Source organism: Mesobacillus sp. S13, from assembly GCF_020422885.1.
GTDB classification, from domain to species: Bacteria; Bacillota; Bacilli; order Bacillales; family Cytobacillaceae; genus Mesobacillus; species Mesobacillus selenatarsenatis_A.
The window spans coordinates 4,208,675-4,232,251 of sequence record NZ_CP084622.1 but is presented as its reverse complement, the minus strand read 5'-3'; the positions used below and the strand labels follow the sequence as shown (position 1 = coordinate 4,232,251).

General features: G+C 45.8%; 20 protein-coding genes and 1 other annotated feature. Of the genes, 9 read left to right on the top strand and 11 right to left on the bottom strand.

Translation table 11 applies throughout. The features are described from left to right. Window positions 1-351: 351 nt before the first annotated feature. The gene (locus LGO15_RS21695) at window positions 352-1,545 is read left to right on the top strand and encodes a PDZ domain-containing protein (RefSeq protein ID WP_226085891.1); all 1,194 of its coding nucleotides are present in this window, start codon (window positions 352-354) and stop codon (window positions 1,543-1,545) included. A gap of 48 nt (window positions 1,546-1,593) precedes the next feature. Here the strand turns inward: LGO15_RS21695 and LGO15_RS21690 are convergent, their stop codons facing one another. The 6 genes from LGO15_RS21690 to LGO15_RS21665 form a co-directional block, all read right to left on the bottom strand. After that, the gene (locus tag LGO15_RS21690) at window positions 1,594-2,721 is read right to left on the bottom strand and encodes a Ger(x)C family spore germination protein (RefSeq protein WP_226085890.1); all 1,128 of its coding nucleotides are present in this window, start codon (window positions 2,719-2,721) and stop codon (window positions 1,594-1,596) included. Continuing rightward, window positions 2,702-3,829 (bottom strand): GerAB/ArcD/ProY family transporter, encoded by a 1,128-nt coding sequence (locus tag LGO15_RS21685; protein WP_226085889.1) that lies wholly within the window; start codon window positions 3,827-3,829, stop codon window positions 2,702-2,704. The genes LGO15_RS21690 and LGO15_RS21685 overlap by 20 nt, the downstream gene beginning before the upstream one ends. 16 nt (window positions 3,830-3,845) lie before the next feature. Then, entirely contained in the window at window positions 3,846-5,354 is a 1,509-nt protein-coding gene (locus tag LGO15_RS21680) for a spore germination protein (protein WP_226085888.1), read from the bottom strand. Window positions 5,355-5,526: 172 nt separating this feature from the next. Continuing rightward, the gene (locus LGO15_RS21675; protein WP_226085887.1) at window positions 5,527-6,867 is read right to left on the bottom strand and encodes a sodium-dependent transporter; all 1,341 of its coding nucleotides are present in this window, start codon (window positions 6,865-6,867) and stop codon (window positions 5,527-5,529) included. 87 nt (window positions 6,868-6,954) lie between these two features. Further along, window positions 6,955-7,200: a binding site (T-box leader), on the bottom strand. A gap of 98 nt (window positions 7,201-7,298) precedes the next feature. Further along, a complete protein-coding gene (locus LGO15_RS21670; RefSeq protein ID WP_226085886.1) occupies window positions 7,299-7,682 on the bottom strand; it encodes a hypothetical protein in 384 nt (127 codons plus the stop codon). 34 nt (window positions 7,683-7,716) lie between these two features. After that, window positions 7,717-9,753: a sigma 54-interacting transcriptional regulator gene (locus LGO15_RS21665; protein WP_226085885.1), complete on the bottom strand. Its 2,037-nt coding sequence runs from the start codon at window positions 9,751-9,753 to the stop codon at window positions 7,717-7,719. Between the two features lie 190 nt (window positions 9,754-9,943). Between LGO15_RS21665 and yfcC the strand changes: the two genes are divergently transcribed. Continuing rightward, window positions 9,944-11,440 (top strand): putative basic amino acid antiporter YfcC, encoded by a 1,497-nt coding sequence (yfcC, locus tag LGO15_RS21660; RefSeq protein ID WP_226085884.1) that lies wholly within the window; start codon window positions 9,944-9,946, stop codon window positions 11,438-11,440. Window positions 11,441-11,470: 30 nt separating this feature from the next. After that, complete coding sequence (gene iadA, locus LGO15_RS21655) at window positions 11,471-12,640, top strand: beta-aspartyl-peptidase (RefSeq protein WP_226085883.1); 1,170 nt, start codon at window positions 11,471-11,473, stop codon at window positions 12,638-12,640. 272 nt (window positions 12,641-12,912) lie between these two features. Here the strand turns inward: iadA and chrA are convergent, their stop codons facing one another. The 4 genes from chrA to LGO15_RS21635 are packed head-to-tail and all read right to left on the bottom strand — an operon-like array spanning window position 12,913 to window position 15,919. After that, complete coding sequence (chrA, locus tag LGO15_RS21650; protein ID WP_226085882.1) at window positions 12,913-14,106, bottom strand: chromate efflux transporter; 1,194 nt, start codon at window positions 14,104-14,106, stop codon at window positions 12,913-12,915. Continuing rightward, window positions 14,103-14,897 carry an ABC transporter permease gene (locus LGO15_RS21645; RefSeq protein WP_226085881.1) on the bottom strand — a complete coding sequence of 265 codons (795 nt, stop codon included), beginning with the start codon at window positions 14,895-14,897 and terminating at the stop codon, window positions 14,103-14,105. The genes chrA and LGO15_RS21645 overlap by 4 nt, the downstream gene beginning before the upstream one ends. A 51-nt stretch (window positions 14,898-14,948) precedes the next feature. Then, entirely contained in the window at window positions 14,949-15,584 is a 636-nt protein-coding gene (locus LGO15_RS21640; protein WP_413231361.1) for an ABC transporter ATP-binding protein, read from the bottom strand. Window positions 15,585-15,610: 26 nt separating this feature from the next. Further along, window positions 15,611-15,919, bottom strand: a complete 309-nt coding sequence (locus LGO15_RS21635) for a PadR family transcriptional regulator (protein WP_226085880.1) — start codon at window positions 15,917-15,919, stop codon at window positions 15,611-15,613. 266 nt (window positions 15,920-16,185) lie between these two features. On the opposite strand from LGO15_RS21635, the gene LGO15_RS21630 reads away from it, so the two are divergent. The 3 genes from LGO15_RS21630 to LGO15_RS21620 all read left to right on the top strand — a co-directional run bounded on the left by LGO15_RS21630 (window position 16,186) and on the right by LGO15_RS21620 (window position 18,724). Next, window positions 16,186-17,256: a YncE family protein gene (locus LGO15_RS21630; protein WP_226085879.1), complete on the top strand. Its 1,071-nt coding sequence runs from the start codon at window positions 16,186-16,188 to the stop codon at window positions 17,254-17,256. Window positions 17,257-17,355: 99 nt separating this feature from the next. Then, window positions 17,356-18,033 carry an NAD(P)/FAD-dependent oxidoreductase gene (locus LGO15_RS21625; protein ID WP_226085878.1) on the top strand — a complete coding sequence of 226 codons (678 nt, stop codon included), beginning with the start codon at window positions 17,356-17,358 and terminating at the stop codon, window positions 18,031-18,033. A 169-nt stretch (window positions 18,034-18,202) separates the two neighbouring features. Further along, window positions 18,203-18,724: a hypothetical protein gene (locus LGO15_RS21620; RefSeq protein ID WP_226085877.1), complete on the top strand. Its 522-nt coding sequence runs from the start codon at window positions 18,203-18,205 to the stop codon at window positions 18,722-18,724. Between the two features lie 38 nt (window positions 18,725-18,762). Here the strand turns inward: LGO15_RS21620 and LGO15_RS21615 are convergent, their stop codons facing one another. Continuing rightward, entirely contained in the window at window positions 18,763-20,295 is a 1,533-nt protein-coding gene (locus tag LGO15_RS21615; RefSeq protein WP_226085876.1) for a multicopper oxidase family protein, read from the bottom strand. Window positions 20,296-20,493: 198 nt separating this feature from the next. On the opposite strand from LGO15_RS21615, the gene LGO15_RS21610 reads away from it, so the two are divergent. The 3 genes from LGO15_RS21610 (at window position 20,494) to LGO15_RS21600 (ending at window position 23,573) form a co-directional block, all read left to right on the top strand. Then, window positions 20,494-21,012: a hypothetical protein gene (locus LGO15_RS21610; RefSeq protein WP_226085875.1), complete on the top strand. Its 519-nt coding sequence runs from the start codon at window positions 20,494-20,496 to the stop codon at window positions 21,010-21,012. A 23-nt stretch (window positions 21,013-21,035) separates the two neighbouring features. Next, window positions 21,036-22,061, top strand: coding sequence for a hypothetical protein (locus LGO15_RS21605; RefSeq protein ID WP_226085874.1), 1,026 nt, complete (start codon window positions 21,036-21,038; stop codon window positions 22,059-22,061). Between the two features lie 72 nt (window positions 22,062-22,133). Next, the gene (locus LGO15_RS21600; protein ID WP_226085873.1) at window positions 22,134-23,573 is read left to right on the top strand and encodes an MATE family efflux transporter; all 1,440 of its coding nucleotides are present in this window, start codon (window positions 22,134-22,136) and stop codon (window positions 23,571-23,573) included. The last annotated feature ends 4 nt before the right edge of the window (window positions 23,574-23,577 follow it).

The following is a 23,577-nucleotide window of genomic DNA, read 5'->3' as shown; positions in this document are numbered from 1 at the left end:
AGGTGAAGCCGCAATTACGGTTAGTGAACGCGCAATTATCAGTCGTCTCTGTGCAATTATTAATGATGAGCGTGCAATTATCGGGTTGAACGAACAGAAAAATTTTTCCAGTGCATCTTTAAACCCAAATAACACCCTAATCTGATGAGTTTTCGTGAAATCAATGCACTCAAATAAGCGAATTAGACCGAATCTACACCAACAGAACCTGAATCTACAGCAAAATCACCCGCAATAGATCCACAAGAAAAAAATCCCATCAATATTCCTCAACTATTGATAGGTTTTGCCACCTAGATTTGATAGAATAAGCTTAATATCATGTAATTTTTGAAGGCTGGTGACATAGGGGTGGCACAGGATTGGTTCATTGAACTTTTGAAAGGGACGGGCAGGCTTCTGCTTCACCCTGTGTTCTATTATTCTTTTATTATAGCGGCGGTCCTTGGTGTTTCGCGTGTGAGGCGGGAACGGAAGAACTTCACGGTGCGGGCGCAGGATGCTTATTTTGAACTCAGGCAGCTGGTTTCGTTGGGATTGCTGGTGGGTCTCGTTATCTCCATCATTGTCATAGCGGCGGGAATTGCAATTCCATTTGCGGCCATTGTTTTGGTTGCCACAGCAACACTCCTGTTGAGTCTGCTAACAAAAGTCAGGCTGCTTACACCTGCCTATACGATCGGAGCGGCGTTTTTCGCATTAATCTTCCTATCAGGAAAGGAAATCGACCTTCCATTAGCAGGCGACTTATTCTCAACCCTTGATGAAAAAATCTATCCATCGATTGCAATTTTATTAGCATTATTGACGATTGGCGAAGGGTTCCTTATTTTACGAAATGGGAAAAAGGGGACTTCACCTAAATTGAAGAAGAGCAAGCGCGGCCAAACGGTTGGTGTTCATGAGGTTAAACGCCTGTGGGTGGTTCCGGCATTCATGCTTGTGCCGGGCAGTGTGCTGACGCTGCCATTCGAGTGGTGGCCAGTGTTCGCCCTTGGAGACAATACATATTCATTGATTCTTGTGCCGTTTGCGATCGGTATGCATCAGCAAGTCCAGGGGATGCTGCCTAAAGAAGCGGTCCAACAGCTGGGCAGCCGTGTAACAGGCCTCGGAATCCTGATTACACTGATAGCGGCAGCGGGTTACTGGTATCCAATCGCTTCCGTGGCTGCTGTGTCGCTCGCCATCATCGGGCGAGAAGCCCTGACTTTGACCCAGCGAATGCAAGAAGAGGGCAGGCCGTTCTATTTTTCGAAAAAGAACCATGGTGTGATGATTCTCGGTATCCTGCCAGAATCTCCTGCCGATAAAATGGCTCTTGGTGTAGGCGAGCTTGTCACAAAGGTCAATGGCACGAATGTTCATGATGAACAATCATTTTACGAGGTTTTGTCTCGGAATAGGGCGCATTGCAAGCTGGAAGTCCTCGATACGAACGGGCAGATTCGCTTCGTGCAAAGAGCGTTGTATGAAGGCGACCATCACGAATTAGGCATCCTTTTTGTACAGGATGAAAAGAAGTGGGACAGTGAAGTCGTGTAAAGCGGGAGACCTATTAAAGGCCTCCCGCTTTTGCTTTGCCTGAATATTCTACTCCACTACCCCGGTCCTAACAATCTCCAAATCAATCTTCACATTGACTTTGCTTTCGGGATACATCTCGTGCCATTTCTCGGCCGTCATGTTTGAATCTCTGACGCTTTTACGATAAATTTCTCCAAAGCCGAAGGGGTCTGTACCGAGTTCTCTTGTTTTTGCGATGAATTTTCCTAAATCATCTTCCATTTTTTTGCTCAGTTCTTTATCGATTTGCTTCAGATTGGCTGGATTCTTGAGGTCCACCGCCTGGTTGATTTCCATTAGCCTTGTGTTCAGCTTTATTTTTAAATCAAATTCAAGCTTTTCTTTGTTAATGAGATTGATATGGCTGTTGCTTCTTATCGTGTCTAAAACAACGACTAACTTATCAGTTCCTTCCGGTTGCTGAAGATATTTTATTCCCTCATTGCTGATTGACATTTCAATCGAACCAGCAGTATAGCGGTCGTTGATCAATTTTAAATAAAATGAATCTTCGATGCCGATTTTACCGACCATCTTGTCTCTTTTAATCAAGGCCATGCCGGTGATTTGAATTTCCCCATTGCTCACTTTTAAGATCGGCATAGATGGATCGATACCATCAGAATAGTAATCATGCATGACTTCCTGCAGTGTTGCTGAAGGAATGGTTTCGCCTTTGATGTTTTGGTCCAATTCTTTATAAATCAGCTGGCTTATATCTGAAAACTTCTTATTTTCCATATTTAGCATTTTATTCACATTTCCTTCAACAACAGCTAAATAAGTAAGATCACTGATGGCAGGATCCCTTGCAAGGGTGTCAGCCAGAGTGACAAGTCCTTTCTTGACGATTTCATCACTGAAAAGGGCAACCCGCAGCTGGCCGGATTGCAACTTTTTTGGGCTCTTCAGGTCAGCCTTGATTCTTGCCCCTTTGGTGGTATCCGCTTTCGTGGTAAGGACAGCAAAATTTTGTGGAGCTTCGGGATCGATCTGGAGCAACACCATTGTAGTTAGGATTTTCCCATCCTCCGTAAGGTCATAACCAATGGTTGTAATCAATCCCATTCGCTCAAGTGTCTTTGGATCAGCACAACCGATGAGCAAAATGGGCACTAGCAGCAAAATTGTAAGTCTAGTGATGGTTTTCTGCATTGGCTCCACCCTTTTTTCTTAAAAATTTCTTCTTGATTAAAACAGCAGCATAAAGGAGAAATGGATAACCAAAGATGAGATAAAATGCTCCTTTGGCAAAATAATCATTCATCATGTTGATTTGGGTCCTGTTCAATGGATATACCAGGGTTAAATAGATAATGGCCAGCAGTATCCAGCCGACCTTCTTCTCCTTTTTATTCAGCATTCTTGACACTCCGCGTGTTGCTGCCCACAAATACAGCATGAGGTTAGGGAGAACCAGCAAGATCCAGAAGGTGATCGCAACATACTCGAATCGTTCAATAAAAGGAAATCGGACGATTTTAAAAAGTGAAAGTGTGCCCCATATCGTCCTTTCCAGCTGGCCTCCGCTGAAATAAGCCAGGGAGACGACCATCAGCGCAAGATATAAAACGGTGGTGAATAGTAAGCCCAGCTGCATATGTTTATGGACCTTCTCCTTTTCTTTTAAAAAAGGAAAAATCACCAGGATAATCTCAAAACCGATTGCCGTAAAGGTCATTTGTTTTGCTCCCATTGCGATTTCTGTCAGGCTGGATTCCAGTATCGGAAATAAATAATTCCAATTGGCAAACTGAAATGGATAGGCGAGCATGAGGATCAGCCATAAAGATAAAACCACGCTGAAGAAACTGACGCCAACAATTGTCCGCAGCCCGCCGTTCAGGCCGTAGTACACAAGGTAGACAAGTGTAAGGGCCAGAAGCCAGTTAGGTACCTCTGGAAAAATCCATGCCTGTATCACTTCGATATAGTTGCGGACGATAATATGGAAGGCGCCAAGAAAGTACAGGACGAAAAGGAAATTCAGGAAATTGCCAATCCATCTCCCCATTACATCGTATTGAATCCCAAAAAGGTCTGAGGATTCATAGGCATCCATCGTTTTCACCATGACAAAGCCGACTATGGCAGTGGCGATTCCGCCGAGGATAACGGAGATCCAGGCGTCATGCTTTGCTTCCAGATAGATGATTCGCTGGTAGCCTTGAATGCCTACACCTATCTGCATGGAATGGACAATAAAAAACAGCAGGAAAGTATTGACCATTGTATGAGGTTTTGGCTCGATTAACACCTTCATCTGTAACACCACAACTTTACTTTTTCTCAGATTTGCGAGCATTGTATTTCAGTTTGTCCTGTGGCCTCGATTGTGCTGGTCTTGTATTTGTCCATCCTATTGGCATGCGGATGATGCTATCCCGCCAATCGGCAAGCCGGGGCGGATAAAATGGTGCGAGAAATGGACTGCCTAAGCTTGATTGCCTGATTAAGTGGATCAGAAGGAAGCAGAAGCCGACCATAAGGCCATAAAAGCCCCAAAATCCTGCAAGGATAATCAATGGGAATCGTAATACCCTGATGACATTGCCCATCATATAACTTGGAGTCGTAAAGGATGCAAGCGCACTAACGGCTATGATGATAATCAGAATATTACTCGTGAATCCAGCGTCCACGGCAGCTGTACCAACAACGATACCACCTACGATACCCATTGTCTGGCCGACTTTTGTCGGCAAGCGGGCTCCAGCTTCCCTCAAGAGCTCAATCATCGTTTCCAGCAGTAATGCCTCGATTATAGGCGGGAAAGGAACCTTGGACCTTGATTCACCCAGAGGGATGAGCAGGGTCTGAGGGATGATTTCGTAATGGAACGTCAATGAAGCTACATAAATTGGCGTGAAGAAAATGGACACAACCATCGAAAAAATCCTTAATCCTCGAAGGAAAGTAGCGATTTGCCACCGTACACTTTGATCTTCCATGCTTTGGAAAAATTCAATGAAAGTATGCGGCGCACCGATTACCTGTACGCTTCCGTCTACAAGGACAACCAATTTTCCGTTAAGCAGCCATGCACAGGCACGGTCAGGCCTTTCTGTCATCAGCATTTGCGGAAAAATGGCCAATGAATTATCCTCTATCAATTGAACCAGGATCGAACTATCAAGAATGCTGTCAATTTGAATGTTTTTGATTCTTTCTCGCATCCTGTCAACCATCTCTTCATCAGCAATTCCTTTCATATAAAGGAGCGAAACTCCTGACCTCGTTTGCTTTCCTATAGTAAAGCTTTCATTGCAAATATTGGGGTTGGTGAGATACCTGCGGATAAGGGAAATATTCGTTGCCATGCTCTCATTAAAGGCTATTTGAGATCCCAATACCTGTGACTCATTCTCCGGTCGGGTCAATGAACGGTTTTCCTGTGTGCCCACCATTGCGGTGATGATGACGGGGTGTCCTGGCGAATGGACGGCTACTGCTCCGTGTAAAATCGAATCAATCACATCTTCGATATATTTCAGTTTAGAAGTGCTGGAAACGGTAATATGCTTGATCGCATCGTTTGGTGAAGCTTGTGCATTCTCGAGACGAGCGAGTACATCTTCATTCATCATCTTCTTATCTGTTAAAGTATCGAAAAAAATTAAAGTAAATCCATTTGGGAGTTCCTTAACATTTAAATCCGCACTATCATGAAAGTGCTCCTTCATCTTTTGGGTGAATTCAGCCCCATTTACAGGGATTAATTCCTTGTCTTCGAGGTTTTTTTGATTCATGCTGGTGCTGGCTTCGGCTTTCTTTTTCTTGAAGAACATCAAAAATCCCTCCGGTGCAGTCATCTACTCAAAAGCTTTTGCCTTAATGGGAAAAATTATACTTCTGCTAGTTTGAATGGCTGCTTGAAGAAAACGTGAACAACACAAGGTGTTCAGATGGAGGTAGACCCAAATCCAAAATGAAAAAAGAAGCTGACGTTTTGTCAGCTTCCTATTTTAATACTCCTAATGAATCAAGGAATACGATGATGATCACCACAGGCACGATGAATCTCATCACATTGTACCAAAGGTTGAAAAGCAGACTGCCTCCTTTTGAATCTTTTAGCAGCTCCTGCCGCAATACTTCTTTTTTGATTTTCAGCGGTACGAAAATCGAAATCAACAAGACTCCTAGTGGCATCAGGATGTTGCTTACAAGGAAGTCGGCCGTGTCAAAGATGTTTTTCTCGAAAATGGTTGCTTCCGCCAAGGTCCCGAATGACAGGGCTGAAGGAATGCCAAGCAGGAAAATCAAGCCGCCGGCAATCCAGGCAAATCTGGTGCGCTGCTTCGGGTCGCCTTTCGCAAGGGTGGCGACGACAATTTCCAGCATCGAAAATGCCGAAGTGAGGGTCGCGAACAGGAATAAGGCCAAGAACAGCAGCAGGAAAAGTTCACCTAGGAACATTTTTTCAAAAACAGCTGGAAGGACGACGAATAGCAATCCAGGTCCTTCTGCTGGTTCAAATCCGAGTGAGAAAACCGCAGGGAAGATTGCCAGCCCGGCAAGCAGTGCAATAAACAGGTTCATCCCGACAACTGACAGTGCAGGCTGTACAATGCTGCCTTTCTTAGGCAGGTATGAGCTATAGGTGACCATGACCGATACGCCGACACTCAGGGAGAAAAATGATTGTCCCATCGCGAACAGGATGCTTTCCGACGTGATGCTTGAAAAATCTGGCGCAAGGAAAAATTTCACGCCTTGAAGCGCGTTTTCCAGCGTCAGTGAGCGGATGATCAAGATGATGAAAAGCAGGAACAACGCCGGCATCAGGATTTTGCTTGCTTTTTCAATTCCGGATTGAATTCCTTTGGCGACGACAATAATCGTAATCAATAAGAAGGCAGCCTGGGCAGCGAGCACGCTCCATGGACTGCTGATCGTCTGTCCGAACAAGTCCCCATAATTTGTTCCATCTTCAACCACTTTGCCAGCCAGTCCTTTTATGAAATAAAGGCTGATCCAGCCGCCGACTACGCTATAGAAGCTAAGCAGCACGAAGCTGGTGACGACACCGAGTATCCCAATCAAATACCATTGGCTTTTCGGCGCGATTTCCAGGTAGGCACGGATCGCTTCCTTCCCAGTGCTGCGGCCGATGACAAACTCCGCAAGCAATAATGGCAACCCGATGAATAATGAAAATAAGATAAACATCAGGAAAAACGCTCCGCCGCCGCTTACTCCCGTTACATAGGGCAGCTTCCAGATCGCTCCGATGCCAATTGCTGACCCTGCTGCGGCCAGAATGAACCCGATTTTCGATGACCATTGTTCTTTCTCCATGTGTATTCTCCCTTTTTCTCTCTATTTCAGCTGATGATGATAGAGGATCAGGCAAAATAAAAAGCCACGCCTCTATCCATCAATCTGGATAGGGACGTGGCTGAACACGCGGTACCACCCTATTTGGAAGCATGCTGCTTCCCGCTCAAGTTACTGGATAACGGCCAAAACCGTTCCTTTTTTAATGCTCTTTTCACCGATGCGAAAACAGCTATTTTTAAAAGGAAAAGCTCCAAGAACGAAATTCACCAGGACTTTGTATCAGTTTCCACCAACCACTGATTCTCTATTAACAGGGAGACCGGCTTAATAGACTCTCTTCAACGCTTCAACTTATTAAAATATATTACTAGAAATTATAGTGTGATAATGAAGGGGTGTCAAGAATAGTTTTTTTTCTTTATGCTATCCAACAAAAAGAATGCCTGGTCCTATAGGAAGTAACTGAAAAATGCCCAGGCCATGGCCGTGAATAAACCTATGAATCCGGACGTGTAACCAAGCATCTTCAGGGACGTTTGTTTTTTTTCAAGAAGGTACTGTCTGTAACTCAGGTCTCCATTAGCAAATTGAAGGCCCAATTCATCGGGCTCCACAGTGAATTGTTGTCCAGCTTTTGTTTGTAAAATAACCTCCTTGATCAATGGGATATTCTCAACTTCTTGAATCTTGGTTCTTAAGGAGGTCTTCAGGTCACTTTCAATAAAAGTGCCGCCGACAAAATCGACGCGCACAACTTTGTATGTGGGGCAATCCAGGATCTTTTTGAAAAAATGGTAGGCCTGAAGTTCAATTGCATTATTTGATACACACATAATATCCGTCTCCTCACCTTCGCCTTGCTGTTCATTATATGCTAAAAGTGTTGTGATGCTGCTGTTCCAATTCCTCCATTCCTTTCTGGGTGATCATGGTTCCGCTTCTGCCTCGGCGGACGGTGACCAAGCCTTGTTGTTCGAGTTCTTTTAAGCGCAGCCGAATTTGCTGTTGAGTAAGCGGGCTGCTCGTGTTCGACATCATAAGGCTCAGCTGCGGCCTCCCAGCGCTTTTTCCAGCCGAGTTCAATTCTTTTATGAACTGAAGAAGTGTTTTGTATTCTTCGTCTTTCTTATAACCGGTGAGTCCTGTCTCGCCAGTCGTGTTCTTTTTCTGCTGATCGACAGGGAGGTCTTCTATAGAGATGATGTCGCCTTCGGACACAGCGAGCATGTAGAGCAAAGTATTTTTCAGTTCGCGGATATTGCCCTTCCATTCCAATCCTGTCAATCTTAAAATGGCATCTCTTTCGATTTGCGCCTTAGGCTTATGGCTTTCATAGATGAAATGCTGAACCAATAATGGAATGTCTTCCTTTCGTTCCCGGAGAGGAGGCAGGCTGAGTGACAAAACCTTCAAGCGGTGATAGAGGTCCTCACGGAATTCACCTTTCTCGATCATTTCCTTGAGGTTCTTGTTCGTGGCTGCGATGATCCGTACATCGACAGGGATGTTCCTGGTGCCGCCTATCCGCCGAATCTCTTGTTCTTGCAGAACACGCAAAAGCCTCGCTTGAAGCTTCATGCTGATATCCCCAATTTCATCAAGAAACAGGGTGCCGCCATCCGCCTGTTCGAATACGCCTTTTTTGCCTCCTTTTCTTGCGCCTGTAAAAGAGCCTTCTTCGTACCCGAACAGTTCGCTTTCCAGCAGGTCTTCCGGCAGTGCATTGCAGTTGATCGCCAGGTATGGTGCGTCCCTGCGGCTCGATACCATATGGATGGCGCTTGCGAAAAGCTCTTTCCCTGTCCCGCTTTCTCCCTGGATGAGGATTGGCAGGTGGGTCCTGGCCAGCTTGCGGGCAATCTTCTTCGTCTCTTTGATGGTTTTGCTTTTACCAAGGATATTTTCAAAAGTATGCTTCGCTACATATCCCTTCTTCTGTAACTCTAACCTGACCGCTTTCTCCATTTCGATTGTTTCATCCATATTCTTGAATGTGGCCACAACCGTCTTTTCCTGATGAATAGGCATCCGGTGGACCATGACATTCGTTTTTCGTACGAGGAATGGATAGGGTACCTCTTCACCTGCTTCTTTTAGGAGGAAATGCAGCAGTTCAGGATTATGGAAAACTTCATTCACCTTCCTGTTCAGGGCCCTTTCCTTTGGGATGCCCGTGATTTTTTCCAGAACATCATTGAAGACCGTAATGCTGCCTGTGGAATCCAGGGCCATAATGCCATCATTGACACCATCGACAACATGTTTCAAGTATTGATTCAACTTAACGGCTTCCTCTTTAAGGAAAGACAGTTTTTGGCTTAGTTCAATGATCCTCCTCGTATACCTGTCAGCAACCTGAATCCCGAGGGCCTCAGGCAAGTCGAGGCGGTCAACGATTTTCATGATCGTATGGATATCGATCAGCCGGACGCCGAGATTGATTTTAGTTGTGATTGAATCGGGAATCAGCTCCATTTCTCCGGGAGTGACGGCAATATCGATGGTTTGGGGGTATTTTATTCCTGGAAAAAAGGGATGGTAATGTAAGTGATCGATACCTAGTGCTTTTAAGGTGTGAATGGAGTCATTCACGCTCTCAGGAAAGTCATTCACATAGAGGACATTTGTACCGGCGGGGAGGCTGAACAGCCTGTCGATATATTGATGGTTAATGGTCCTGTTCGCGATAATCACCTCACAGCCTTCACCAATGACATGCTTGACTTCTTCCTCAATCAGATAGGATGAATAGATGACAATTTTCTCAGAAATCCTTTCCGGCAATGCTTCCTCTGAAGAATGACTCATGATTGATACATAATTTCCTAGTATGCTTTCTAGTTGGTCATGTAGCGCCAATCTTGTTTCTCTTGTTCCGGCTAAAAGAATAACTTGTTTTTTCATTTAATTGGTTCCTTTTGGTTGTGTCTTGGATTCATTATATCATTTAAACAACCATATAGAACCAATTTAAGTTGAGTTGTCAGCAAGGATATGTGATTTTTCAAAGGTGTAGGGGATTTTTAAACATTGGCATGAAAATTGCAAAAACTTATAATGAGCATTTTTTTATTATTTCAAGGGGGTTTTAAGTTTGGATAATAAAGTATGGAAGGTACCGCACACATTTGTCATAGTGTTTTTCGTCGTGCTTCTGGCAGCAATCGTGACGTATTTCGTGCCGGTTGGCCAGTTCGAAACGAAAGAAATCACTTATAGCGACAATGGAGAAGAAAAAACAAAGACAGTATTGGATCCTGAGAGTTTTCAGATTGTAAAAGATGAACAGGGAAATCCTGTCCACAAAGGAACTGACTTGTTTGAAGCAGGCGGAGAAGCAGGCTTCCTGAACTTTGTGTTTGAAGGGTTGGTTTCTGGAGATAAATGGGGCTCTGCTGTCGGAGTTGTCGCCTTTATTTTAATCATTGGCGGGGCTTTTGGCATCATCATGAGAACGAGGGCAATCGAGGAAGGCATCCTGAATGTCATAGATAAGACAAAGGGCAGGGAAATCCTCATCATCCCGATCATGTTCTTCTTATTCTCGCTTGGCGGAGCTGTTTTTGGAATGGGGGAGGAAGCGATCGCCTTCGCGATGATCCTGGTACCTCTCATGGTAGCACTTGGATATGATGCCATTACAGGAGTGATGATCACGTATGTGGCAACGCAGATAGGATTCGCGACATCTTGGATGAATCCTTTCGGTGTCGCAATCGCACAGGGGATTTCTGGTGTGCCTGTTTTGTCACAGTCTCCATTCCGCATGGCGATGTGGGCGGTGTTAACACTGCTGGGAATCGTCTACACATGGCGTTATGCAGCAAGCATCAAGAAGGACCCGGTGAAATCCCTGTCATACGGCAGCGACGACCATTTCCGCAAGGATATGAGTAATCATGATTTGAATGTGAAGTTCACTCTCGGGCACAGCCTCGTGATATTGACAATTGCTGCTGGCATCGCCTGGATTGTCTGGGGAGTCATTGAGCATGCATACTATATTCCGGAGATTGCTTCACAGTTCTTCACCATCGGGCTTGTTGCCGGAATCATTGGGGTCGTTTTCAAACTGAACAATATGAAAGTGAATGATATTGCAGATGGGTTCATTGACGGAGCGAAGGACTTATTGCCAGCTGCCTTAGTCGTCGGCATGGCGAAAGGGATTGTCATCATCCTTGGCGGCGACAGCCCTGATGCACCGTCCGTGCTTAACACGATGCTCTATGGTGCAGGCCAGGCGATTGGTGACCTGCCGGCATCGGTTTCGGCGGTGTTTATGTACTTATTCCAGTCTATTTTCAACTTTTTCGTCGTTTCGGGATCGGGCCAGGCAGCATTGACGATGCCATTAATGGCTCCGCTCGCCGATATCGCCGGAGTTTCACGCCAGGTTGCTGTCCTTGCCTTCCAGCTTGGTGATGGTCTGACAAACATCATCGTTCCGACTTCAGCTGCACTAATCGGTACGCTGGGGGCAGCTCGAATTGACTGGGGAGTATGGGCAAAATTCATCGGCAAGTTCATGCTTCTGTTAATAGCAGTATCCATCATATTTATTATCATTGCTGTATCCATTGGTTTATAATGGGAAAAAGAATTGCAGGAGGGGACCCTAGTGCTGACGTTAATCAAAAATGGAGACATTTACGCACCAGATTACCTGGGAAAGAAAGATATATTGCTTGTGGATCGAAAAATCGGCTTTATCGAGGATGAAATTGAAGTCCCGGAAAACTTCGTTGATATGAAGGTGATCGACGCAACTGGCAAAAAGATTGTTCCGGGATTCATCGATTCCCATGTTCACCTGATTGGCGGGGGCGGTGAAGGCGGGTTCCGGACGAGGACGCCGGAGATCCAGCTGACACAGGCAACAACTGCCGGAATCACGACGCTCGTCGGTGTGCTAGGCACCGACGGGACGACACGGACGATGTCAAACCTGATTGCCAAAGCCCGTGGTCTTGAGGAAGAAGGGATTACCACCTATGTTCAAACAGGTTCCTACCAGGTCCCGGTGAAGACACTTACCGGAAAAATCGAGGACGATATCATTTTAATCGATAAAATAATCGGAGCAGGGGAGATTGCGATTGCTGACCATCGCTCATCACAGCCGACAGCCGAAGAATTGGCGAAGATCGCATCGGCAGCTCGCATTGGCGGGATGCTTTCAGGCAAGAGCGGCATTGTCAATGTCCATGTTGGTGACAGCTATGACCATTTACAGCTGATTGAGGAGGTTGTGGAAAATACCGATATCCCAATCAGGCAGTTTTATCCTACCCATATCAACCGCAACCCGCATCTGTTCGAGGCAGGTATAGAGTATGCAAAAAAAGGCGGCTGGGTTGATTTTACAACAAGTTCGATTCCGAAGTTTTTAGAGGAGGGCGAGGTAAAATGCAGCATTGCGCTGAAACGCATGCTGGATGCCGGAGTAGGAATCAGCCAAATCACCTTCACATCTGACGGCCAGGCCAGCCTGCCGGATTTTGATGAAAATGGTGAATTGGTCGGCCTGCAGATTGGACAGGTTTCTTCTTTGTATGAAGCAGTAAAGGATGCTGTCTTATCAGAGGGAATTCCGCTTGAAGTGGCTATCCGCGTCATTACCACGAACCCGGCGACGGTTCTAAAGCTTTCGCAAAAAGGCAGGATTGAGGCTGGACGAGATGCAGACCTCGTATTGCTGGATGAGAAGCTTGAAATTGACACTGTCATTGCGATGGGGAAGGTCATGGTGGAAAACGCTGTACCAGTTGTAAAGGGAACATTTGAATAAATTAGAAGAACCTTGACCGCGGTCAAGGTTCTTTTTTACTCTATGCAAGTGTTGTTTGATTCTCTTGGTCGATATATTCGGAAATGTGGTCGATATATTTGAGTATCCGCTGATATATTTAAAAATGTGGTCGATATATTCGAAAATCCGCTGATATTTTTAAATATATGGTCGAAAAAACCTTATTCGCTCAGTAAACCGAAGATTTTAAGCGGTAATGATCATGCTAATCCAATAAAACTATGTCATTCAACCAAAACTGTCCGCATTTTTTAAAAAATCATATACAGAATCCACCCGCCAACAGCCCCGGTCACAACGACAATCCACGGTGCAAGCTTCCAGTAGACGAGCATGCTGAACAGCACTGCCGCGAACACAAAATCAATTGGCTCGAGGATGGAACTTGTCCAGATTGGGTGGTAAAACGCCGCAATCAGGATGCCGACGACCGCTGCGTTGACGCCCATCAATGCACGGCTAATCTTGCTGTTTCGTCTTAATGTGTCCCAGAATGGCAGAGTTCCTAGAATCAGCAGGAAGGCAGGCAAAAAGATTGCCACAGTAGCGAGCAATCCGCCCTGCCAGCCGTCAATGATCGCCCCGATATAGGCAGCGAATGTGAATAATGGACCAGGAACTGCCTGGGCAGCACCATAACCTGCAAGGAAGGCTTCCTCGCTCAGCCAGCCTGTCGGCACGAATTCACGTTCAAGCAATGGCAGGACAACGTGGCCGCCGCCAAACACGAGCGAGCCTGAACGGTAAAAGCTGTCAAACATTGCAATCCAGTTCAATGAAGTCGCTTCACGTAATATCGGCAGGAGGATCAATAAGCCGAAAAACAATACTAGGCTGACATAGCCGACAGTTTTGGAAATTGAAAAAGTCATTCTTTTATCATCTGTTGCAGTGTGAGATTTGAATAATACATATCCTAAAACACCAGCGACGATAATGACACCGATTTGCGTGAACGCGGTCTGCCATAACAGCGTTGCAGCAAGCGCAAATAAAGCAATCGTTTTCCGTGGCAAATCGGGAGTCAGTTTCTGCGCCATTCCCAAGATCGCATGGGCAACGACGGCGACGGCGACAATTTTCAGTCCGTGAATCCAGCCGGCATCCCCAACATCAAATCCCTGCAAAATGATGGCGAAAATGATCAGCGCCAAAACCGAAGGCAGTGTGAATCCCAGAAAGGCGAACAGCCCCCCGAGCAATCCGCCGCGCATCAAACCAACACCAATTCCAACCTGGCTGCTAGCTGGACCAGGCAGGAATTGGCATAATGCCACCAAGTCTGCATAAGTTTTTTCGTCCATCCACTTTCTGCGACGGACATATTCTTCATGGAAGTAGCCGAGGTGGGCAACAGGCCCCCCGAACGACGTCAGCCCAAGCCTGGTCGAAACCATTAAAATTTCCAGCAGAGACTGGAGAGATACACTTTTTTTCTCTGTCATTTCTTTTTCTCCTTCATAACTAATTGTAATCGTTCATTGAAAAAGGATTTATAGGCCAGCTGCAAATAGAGAATCACCGTCAGTGATACGCTCCCCACAATCCCTAGCATGATCGCGATCTGGTATTCCACCGCCAGGATTGGTGACGTTCCGGACAGTATTTGCCCTGTCATCATCCCGGGCAGGAAAATGATCCCCATACCGACCATCGAGTTGATTGTAGGCAGCATAGCGGCATCAAAGGCCTGGTTGACCACTTTCTTTGCTGCCTGCTTGGGAGTAGCCCCGAGCATAAGAGCACCCTCGATTTGAGCTTTGTTCGCTGCGAAGCCTGAAATCAGATTGTTCACGCCTAGGGACACGCCTGTCATCGAGTTCCCGATGATCATTCCGGCAATCGGGATGAAATAACGCGGCTCGTACCACGGAGTAACGTTAAGGACGACGAGAATGAAGAAGAACAGACTCGTCAAGATACCGATTGCCATTGCAAAGGCAATATGCTTTTTCATCGCCGAGCCGAGCGGGTGCTTTGTCCTTTTGTAGACATTATAAATCGCAAAAATCTGCATGATGGCAATGATCAACAGGGTATAAAACGGACTCGGGTTATCAAACAGGTAGACAAGTAAATAACCGACTAGTATAAGCTGCAAAGACATCCGGGCAGTCGCCAGCAGGATTTCTTTTTCACGGGGAATCCCACGGACCCTGACAATAACGATCAAAATCAGGATGAAAATATACGCAGCGGAGAGCTGCCAAAACGCCAGGTCCATTACGTTTTCCATCAGCATTGCCTCCCTTCAGAGTAGGAATACTTCCTTGCAATCAGAAGACGGTCAATCCGCACTGCCCCCCACTGAATAGCGCGACATATCTATCATATTCTCGGCAGCCAGCTCAGCAAGCTCTTGCGAATGGGTGATCATGATGACTGTCTTGGATTTCTCCCTGACATAGTCGCGGAACCTCAATAACACGGTTCTTGCGGTCTCCTCATCAAGCGCAGAGGTCGGCTCGTCCAGCAAAAAGACTTCAGGATCAAGCAGCATCGCCCTTGCCCAGGAAAGCCGCTGCTTTTCTCCGCCAGAAAGGTGCTCAGCTTCTTCGTCCAGCAACTTACCAAGCGAGAACAGCTCAAGCAAATAGTTCATGTCCTCTTCGCTGGCCGGCTCCTTCTCTGAAAAAGTACGACCAATCTGCAGGTTGTCTTCAATGGTCCCGTCAAAAATGACCGGTGCCTGCGAAACCATCACGACGGATCTTCTTAGTTGAAGGGGATCCATGCTGCTAATGGACTTGTTTTTAAAAAGGATCTCTCCATGGTCCGGGCTCGACAAGCTATTCAATAATCTCAATAAAGTTGATTTCCCACTGCCGCTCGGGCCAACAATGCAGGTGATCTGATTGGCTGGAATGCTCAACTCATCGATATGAAGTATCCCGTCCACTTTGACATTCATAAGTTGGAACAAGCTGATTTCCTCCCCTCAATCCTGACTTAATCCTTGATTTCCCTGAACAATTCGAAGGCCTTTTTCCGGGCTTCCTCAAGCACATTATTGCCTTTATCTGTTGTCCGATAGTATTTCCGGATTTTCCCTTCAACATTTCTTTCTTCTTTTAAAAGAAGACCGTCCGATTCCATACTGTGGAGAATCGGGTATAGTGTGCCTGCACTAATGTAATAGCCATGCTCCTTAAGCTCCTCTAGCATCCACAGCCCAAAAATAGGTTCTTCCTTTGCATGATGCAAAATATGAATCTGGATGAAGCCGAGAAATAGTTTCCTGAGGACTTTATCCTCCATAAAAAATTCCTTCTTTCATTGATATCGAAATTCAATAACGAAACTCGATATCATTCTAACGTATCTGAGAGATTAGTCAACTATTTAACTTTATCCTTGCTCTCTGCAAAAAAAAAAATAAATTCTACTTCAGAAATTTGCAGATTTTATCGATTTCATAAAGTTGTTAAACCTTCCATCGAAAAACTATAGTTTGTGATGAAGTTAACATTTTTAGTGGGATTTAGCGAATTATCATAACGGTAGATTTCGATAAAGGAGGGCTCATGATGAGTCGTTTAAATGTAAAAATGATTAGTATCCTTGCATCTGTTGGAATAGTTCTGGCAGGGTGTGGATCGGATACTGCTACTAGGGTTGAGGAGAAACCGGCAGTAAAAGCGGCCAAACAGGAACAAATCCTCGATAGATATTTTTTTACCGCAAATGAGGGCGGGACCATCAGTAAGGTCAGTGTAAAAGACAATAAAGTGGCTGAAACCATCCAGGCTGACGGTGTCGTTCACAATATCCAGCTGTCGCCTGACGGCAAAGTGGTTGCGGCCACTCTGGTTCCGCCCACGGAGGGTGGTCATGGCGGGCATAGCGATCATGGAGAAGGTACACCTGGAAAGGTTTTATTCTATGATGCCTATACAAATGACCTTTTAAAAGAAGTGGAAGTAGGGAATCACCCTGCACATGTCGTCTATTCAGGGGATGGGAAATACGTTTTAGTAACAAACAATGAAGATAACACAGTTTCGGTCATTGACCCTGAAACATATGAAGTTGTCAGAACCATTCTAACAGGCAATGGTCCCCACGGATTCAGGATTTCAGCGGACAGCAAATTTGCCTATATCGCCAATATGGGTGAGGATACCATAAGTGTAATCAATCTGGAGACATTTGAAGAGGAAAGAATGAAAGCAGGCAATACACCTGTTACCACAGGAGTGACCAAGGACGGAGAGACACTGGCGGTTACACTTTTCTCTGAAAACGCACTGGCGATTGTTGATCTGAAAACGAAGCAAGTGGTCAAGGTAGAAGTTGGAATAGGTCCAGCACAGCTCTATATAGGGCCTGAGGGCAAATTTGCGTATGTCGCCAATCAGGGAACCGAGGAATCACCGTCCAATTCAATGACAATAGTAGATCTTGAGACGAAGACGGTTGTCGATGAAATCAAAACAGGGAATGGGGCGCACGGTGTAACTGTGAGCAAAGACGGAAAGTTCGCCTATGTAACCAATATGTTTGACAACACCGTCAGCATTATTGACCTTGAAAGCAAGAAGATAGAAACGATTGACGTTGGTGAAATTCCTAATGGAATCACGATAATGGACTGACGAAATCGATTTTCTCTCAAAAAATCCATACATTCTCCACTTTTTCACGGTATGATAGAATTAATTTTCAGAAAATGAGGTGGAAGGGGGAGAATATAATTGGAAGCAACTGAAAAAAACATCAAGCTGGCTGTTAACGGCGGGATAGATTTCGGCTCCAAACTGAATGCCAAACAACTAATCATCCTGGCAAAATATCTGGAAGAAGATCAGGAGCTGGAGCTGACAACGTTTCAACAGCTGTATATCGAAATTCCGGAAAGCAGGAAAGAGGAGGCGATAGCAGAGTTTGCCCAGGCGGGACTTAGCTGCTATCCAGTTGGTAGTTTCGTGAAAAGCCTCCGTACATGCAATTTCTGCAAAGGAGCAGAGGAGGAAGGGATGCCCGTTGCAATTGAACTGAACAAAAGGATTGCCGGCAAGCCTGTTCCTTTTACCCTGAAACCAGCCTATACCGGTTGCCCGGTCGGCTGCGGTGAACCGCTCATCAACGATATTGGCATCATGAAAGTGAAAGACGGGTATAGCCTGTATGCTGGGGGAAAATCAAAGGGGCAGGATGCTAGACCGGGAACACTGTTATATGAACAGCTTACTCAGGATGAGCTTTATCAAAAAGTTGACATTCTCATAGACATATATAATGAGAATGGGAAAAAGCGCGAGCCGGTTCATAAATTCATTGCCCGATTTGGCAAAAGTGAACTGTTGGAGATGATAAATGCAGTATTTCAGAGCAAAAACAAGATAATCTCTGATTCCGCTATCCGCGAATGAAGAATGGGACATTATTAGTATATGGATAAATCCAGTTTTCTGGAGGCTGGGTTTAAAAATAAGCATAAGGATCAAACAAGTGGGTTTGGTCCTTATGCTTATTCATTTTTCTAATAAAGAATGGGTTTTGGGGTATAGGATAAAATAGGATGACAAGGAGTGAAGCCGTGTGTCCAAAAATGCTTTGTCAAAATGGATCAAATTTGGTGGCTACATCGTAATTGCAATCTTTGCAGGATTATTTATCCTAGGCTTTATGACCGGTGAAACAGACTTGATGAGCGAGATTTTTGAAAAGGGCGGAACGATAGCTGAAATAGGGGCAATCACTGCGTTTGCCTTATGGATTGTAAGATTGTTGTTCTTGCAGCTGAAAAAACGGAACTTTGTTTTTGTGAATTGGATTCAGCTAGCTTTCAAGCTGTTAAGGGAGCACCATACACTGATAGGCTGGGCTGCATTTTCTGCCGCACTCGCCCATGGGTCTTACTTTTTTCTGCAGACAAATGAAGAATGGGAAAGCATCTACAGCGGATTAGCAACATTGATAGGGTTTGCTTTCCTCGTAATCTTTGGCTTGACCCTGGACAAGTGGGCTAAGGGGAAGAAGTATCTCACCTATAAAAAAATCCACCAGGCAATCGCGATCGTATTTGGGCTTGCCTTAGGGGTTCATCTCCTGTTCGGCTAAGGGTGCTTTAAAAAAAGACTCCAGGAATGGCCGGAGTCTTACTCTTCTACCGTAAACTGTCCCATCATCCCGGCATCTTCATGCTCAAGGATATGGCAGTGGTACATGAATAAACCTTTATGGTCGAACGTTGCGATTGCTCTCACTTTTTCACCCGGCTCGACTAATATTGTATCCTTCCATCCGCGCTCATTCGGCGGCGGCGGATTGCCGTCTCGGTCGAGAATCAGGAATTGGGTGCCGTGTCCGTGGAAGGGGTGGGCCATGCCCATGTTATTGCCCATCATTCCCATTCCCTCATTTGAAATCTCCCAGATCTCTGTGTCATGGAGTTTCAGCTGCTCGTCAATCCTGTCCATGTCCATCTGTTTGCCGTTGATCGTAACGTTCCGGCCCATCCCTGACATGACAAACTCCCTTGTTCTTACAGCCATCGATTCATTTACTACTGGTATGTCTACTAGTTGGGAAGGGATTTCTTTCGGTCCTAGCTCCTCGCCGCTGACGACAAATTTCATGAATGCCATTCCCTGGTCGGTCAGTTCAACGGTTTCTCCCTCTTCATAGCCAGAAAAATCGACGATCAATTCGGCCCGCTCCGCCGAACTCAACATCAGGCTATTCATCTTTACGGGTTCTTCTAACAGCCCGCCGTCTGTCCCAATCTGGTGAAATTCCTGTCCATTGCTTAAAGCGAATTGATAGATCCGCGCATTTGACCCATTCAGCAGCCGGAAGCGAACCTTGCCTTTTGGAACCTCAACATAGGGGTTGATAGCTCCATTGACCATGATCGTGTCACCTTGGAGGCCCATCATCACATCATGCATACTCAAATCATATTCAAACTGTCCGTTTTCATCGAGCTGCTTATCCTGGACTATGAGCGGAATATCATTCACACCATATTCGTCAGGCAGATCAAGCTTCTCACTTTCCTCATCATCAATTAAAAATAAACCAGCAAGTCCTTTATAAACATGTTCGCCGGTTTCATGGAGAAGATGGGGATGGTACCATAATGTTGCCGCGTGTTGTTCGATCGTAAACTCCGGATTCCAAGTGGTACCCGGCTGGATTCCGGAATGCGGACCGCCATCATCCTCGCCATCTACTTCGAGCCCATGCCAGTGAAGTGTCGTAGCTTCGTCCAACTCATTTTTCACCTTGACGGAGACATTGTCACCCTTCTTTACGCGGATGACTGGTCCTAAATAGTTCCCATTGTAACCAAACGTATCGGTTGCTTTACCTTCTAAAAATTCCATAGATCCTTGTTTGGCAACAAGGGTGTATTCTGCTTTTCCAGGGTCGGGGTTCTCATCTTCAAGGATTGGCGGGATCGGCAGAGGTTTATCTGCCTCTCCCAAAGAGTCATTGCGCATATCCTCCCCAGAACCCGAACCGCCGCCCATCATGCCTCCATCACCCATGCCCATGCCGCCGTTCATCATGCCGCCGCCCTGGCCCGGCATATTGCCGCCTGCGCCACCCATGCTTCTCATGAAAAACCAGCCGCCGGCTATGACTAATACAAGAATGATCATTGCTGCTATGAGTACCTTTTTCACTTTTACGCCTCCTTAGTAGTCCTCGTGTCCTTGTGATGTTTCATAATTTATATACCTCATGAAGTATTTTATAAGCGCTGAATTTCTATTGCAAACATAATAGACCCTATCAGCTAAATATGCATTTTCTGTGGAGTTTAGGCTTCCCTGAAAGTGGTAGTTGTTATTTGAGACAACCAAAATAAGGAGGAAATTCTTATGTTACTTCCAGCATCAGATTTAGGTTTGATTACAACTCACTTACCCGCCCATGACGGCATGATCATGAAGGTGAAGCTTTTGGCAAAAGAAGCAAAGGATGAAAAATTACTTGAGTTACTTAATAAGAAAGTAGGAATTATGAGAAGTCATGTGCGCATCATGTTGGACATGCTTGATCCAGATAAGAGCGATTTCGAGGAGTTGCCGAACTTTGATGAGATCCCAGAGGACCAATTAGAAACAACAACGAGAGGAACGCAGAAGATGGACAGGCATATCGCAATGGAAATTAAAGCTTCAACAGAGGCGATGGCCAAAGACAATTTTGTTTCAGCTTTGAAAATGAAGGATCCAAAAGTAAAGCAAACGCATATTGAAATGGCACTACAGCAAGTGCAGCTCCTCAATATGGTTACAGAGTACCTTAAAGAAAACGAAGCGGATGTAACGCCTCTTGGTACATCGGATGAACAAAAGAAAGTGGTGAATCATTTCAGCCATATGATGGAAGAATAAATTTTAAAATGGAGGCAGAGAAAATGAAACGTGAAGAGGAACACGAAAGTGGCATACACCACGGCTCCTTACATCAGGACGGTTTAACGGGAGAAAGCAGACCGGCTGATGGCACCTCACAAGACAGCCATGCCTCCCACCAGGATCGTAACCTGCATGATGCCCATGCCCCCGAACAGGAGGATCATGACATGCAAGGTAACCATGCCCCCGAACAGGAGGATCATGACATGCAAGGTAACCATGCCCCCAAACAGGAGGATCATGACATGCAAGGTAACCATGCAGCCAAGCAGGATCATGGCATGCATGATTCTCATGCCGGGCATCACGGACATGGTCAGCTTTCAGGCGAGCAGAATGCAGCAAAAGTCCAGGTGGAGTGGAAGTCAAATCCTGAACCAATTGAAAGTAATCGGGAAACGGAGATATTCCTTGATATCAAGGATGCATCGGGAAAGGCTTTCGAAGCGTTTACCACTGTCCATGAGAAAGAGATGCATCTCCTGGCTATTAAAAAAGATTTATCTGTATTCCAGCATCTTCACCCTGATTACCTGGGAAAAGGAAGATTCCAGATTAAAACGACATTCCCACAGGCTGGCAGGTATAAACTGTATGCTGATTTCCTGCCGGAAGGTGCGAATCAACAGCTGGCCACACACGAGCTTGTGGTCACTGGACAGGAAGCCAATGTTGATATCGAAGCAGATCAGGTCCTGAGGAAAACAGTCGACGACCTTGAATTCGAGCTGACCCTTCCTGTAGCCAAGGTGGATGAACCGGTAAAGCTGGTTTTCGAACTTAGCGATCAGGCGGGAGACCCTGTCACTGATTTGGAGCCCTATCTTGGTTCTGCCGGGCATGTCGTGATTGTCAGCGAGGACATGAATGAATTCCTCCATGTCCATCCAGCCGACGAAAAAACGAAAGGTCCAAAAGTTGAGTATATGACGAGCTTCCCAAAAGAAGGATTTTTCAAGATATGGGGACAGTTTAAACATAAAAGCAAACTCTATACCGTTTCATTTGTGATTGCAGTAGAGTAGGCTGTACAAATCATTAGCACACTATGATGGTGTGCTAATCGTTTGAATTTCTCTGTAAAGGAGGCAGGATATTTGAAGGATGAAGTCATTGAAGGGAAAGTCAGCATGCCGCAAACGAATAAAGGGCGGCTGAAAATCATTACTGTGCTCGCCGTTCCGGCGGTCATTGAAAATTTTTTCCAGACAATCCTCGGCTTTGTTGATACGTACTTTGTCTCGAAAATTGGCCTGGCCGAAGTTTCAGCCGTAGGGGTGACCAATGCTGTCCTGGCTATTTATTTTGCTTTGTTCATGGCAATCGGTGTAGCAGCCAATGTGCGGATTGCGAACTTCCTTGGTGCAAATCTCCCTGAAAAAGCAAGGCATATTTCCCAGCAATCCATCGTTCTCGCAGCCATCTTTGGAATCTTAACGGGCGTCATAACCTTGATTTTTGCAGAACCGCTCCTGAAGCTGATGGGCATAGAAGCGGAAGTACTCGAGGCAGGAGCCCTCTATTTCAGGATTGTTGGAATTCCGTCCATTGTAATGAGCTTTATGTTTGTTTTAAGCGCAATCCTGCGCGGGGCAGGCGACACAAAATCTCCGATGAAGGTAAGTATTGTCATCAATATTATCAATGCTGTTCTGGATTACGTTCTCATCTTCGGGTTCTTGTTCATACCGGAAATGGGAATTGTCGGAGCTGGGTTGGCAACGGTGTTCTCACGGCTGATTGGCAGCATTGCATTATTTTACTATGTGAATCGCACCGAAACCCTTACCTTTCGCAAGGATTATTGGAGCATTGACAAGACACATTTAAAGGAGCTTACGACGCTTGGTGCTCCTGCAGCAGGCGAGAGACTGGTCATGCGCGCGGGCCAAATCGTTTACTTTGGTTTCGTCGTTGCTCTCGGAACCAATGCATTTGCGGCACATCAGATTGCCGGGAATGTGGAGGTATTTTCTTATATGATTGGCTACGGCTTCGCCACTGCGGCAACCATCCTCGTCGGACAGCAAATTGGCGCGGGGAATCTAGAAGAGGCCAAGCATTATGCCAGATTATCGACCTATCTCACAGTTGGTTCAATGACCGTGCTCGGAGCCTTGCTTTTCTTCCTCGGCGACTGGGCAGGAAGCTTTTTTACAGAAGATCAACAGGTTGTTGACAACATCGGCACAGCATTGAAAATCTCGGGAGTTTTCCAGCCATTCCTTGCAGTATTGATGGTGCTGACTGGCGCATTTCAGGGCGCGAACAACACCAAGTTCCCAATGTACCTTACCGGTTTCGGAATGTGGGCTGTTCGGACGGTGCTGGTCTATCTCCTCGGAATCAAGCTTGGCTGGGGCCTTGCCGGTGTTTGGATCGCGATTGGCGCTGATATTGCTTTCCGTGCAATTGTCTTGGCGATCCAGTTCAAGCGCGGAAAATGGATGGCACTCGAAAAAGCCCCGGACCCGGAATCGCACTGCCACCCGCAAACGACAAAGGAAAACATGTCCGCCTGCGCGAACAATTATTGACCAC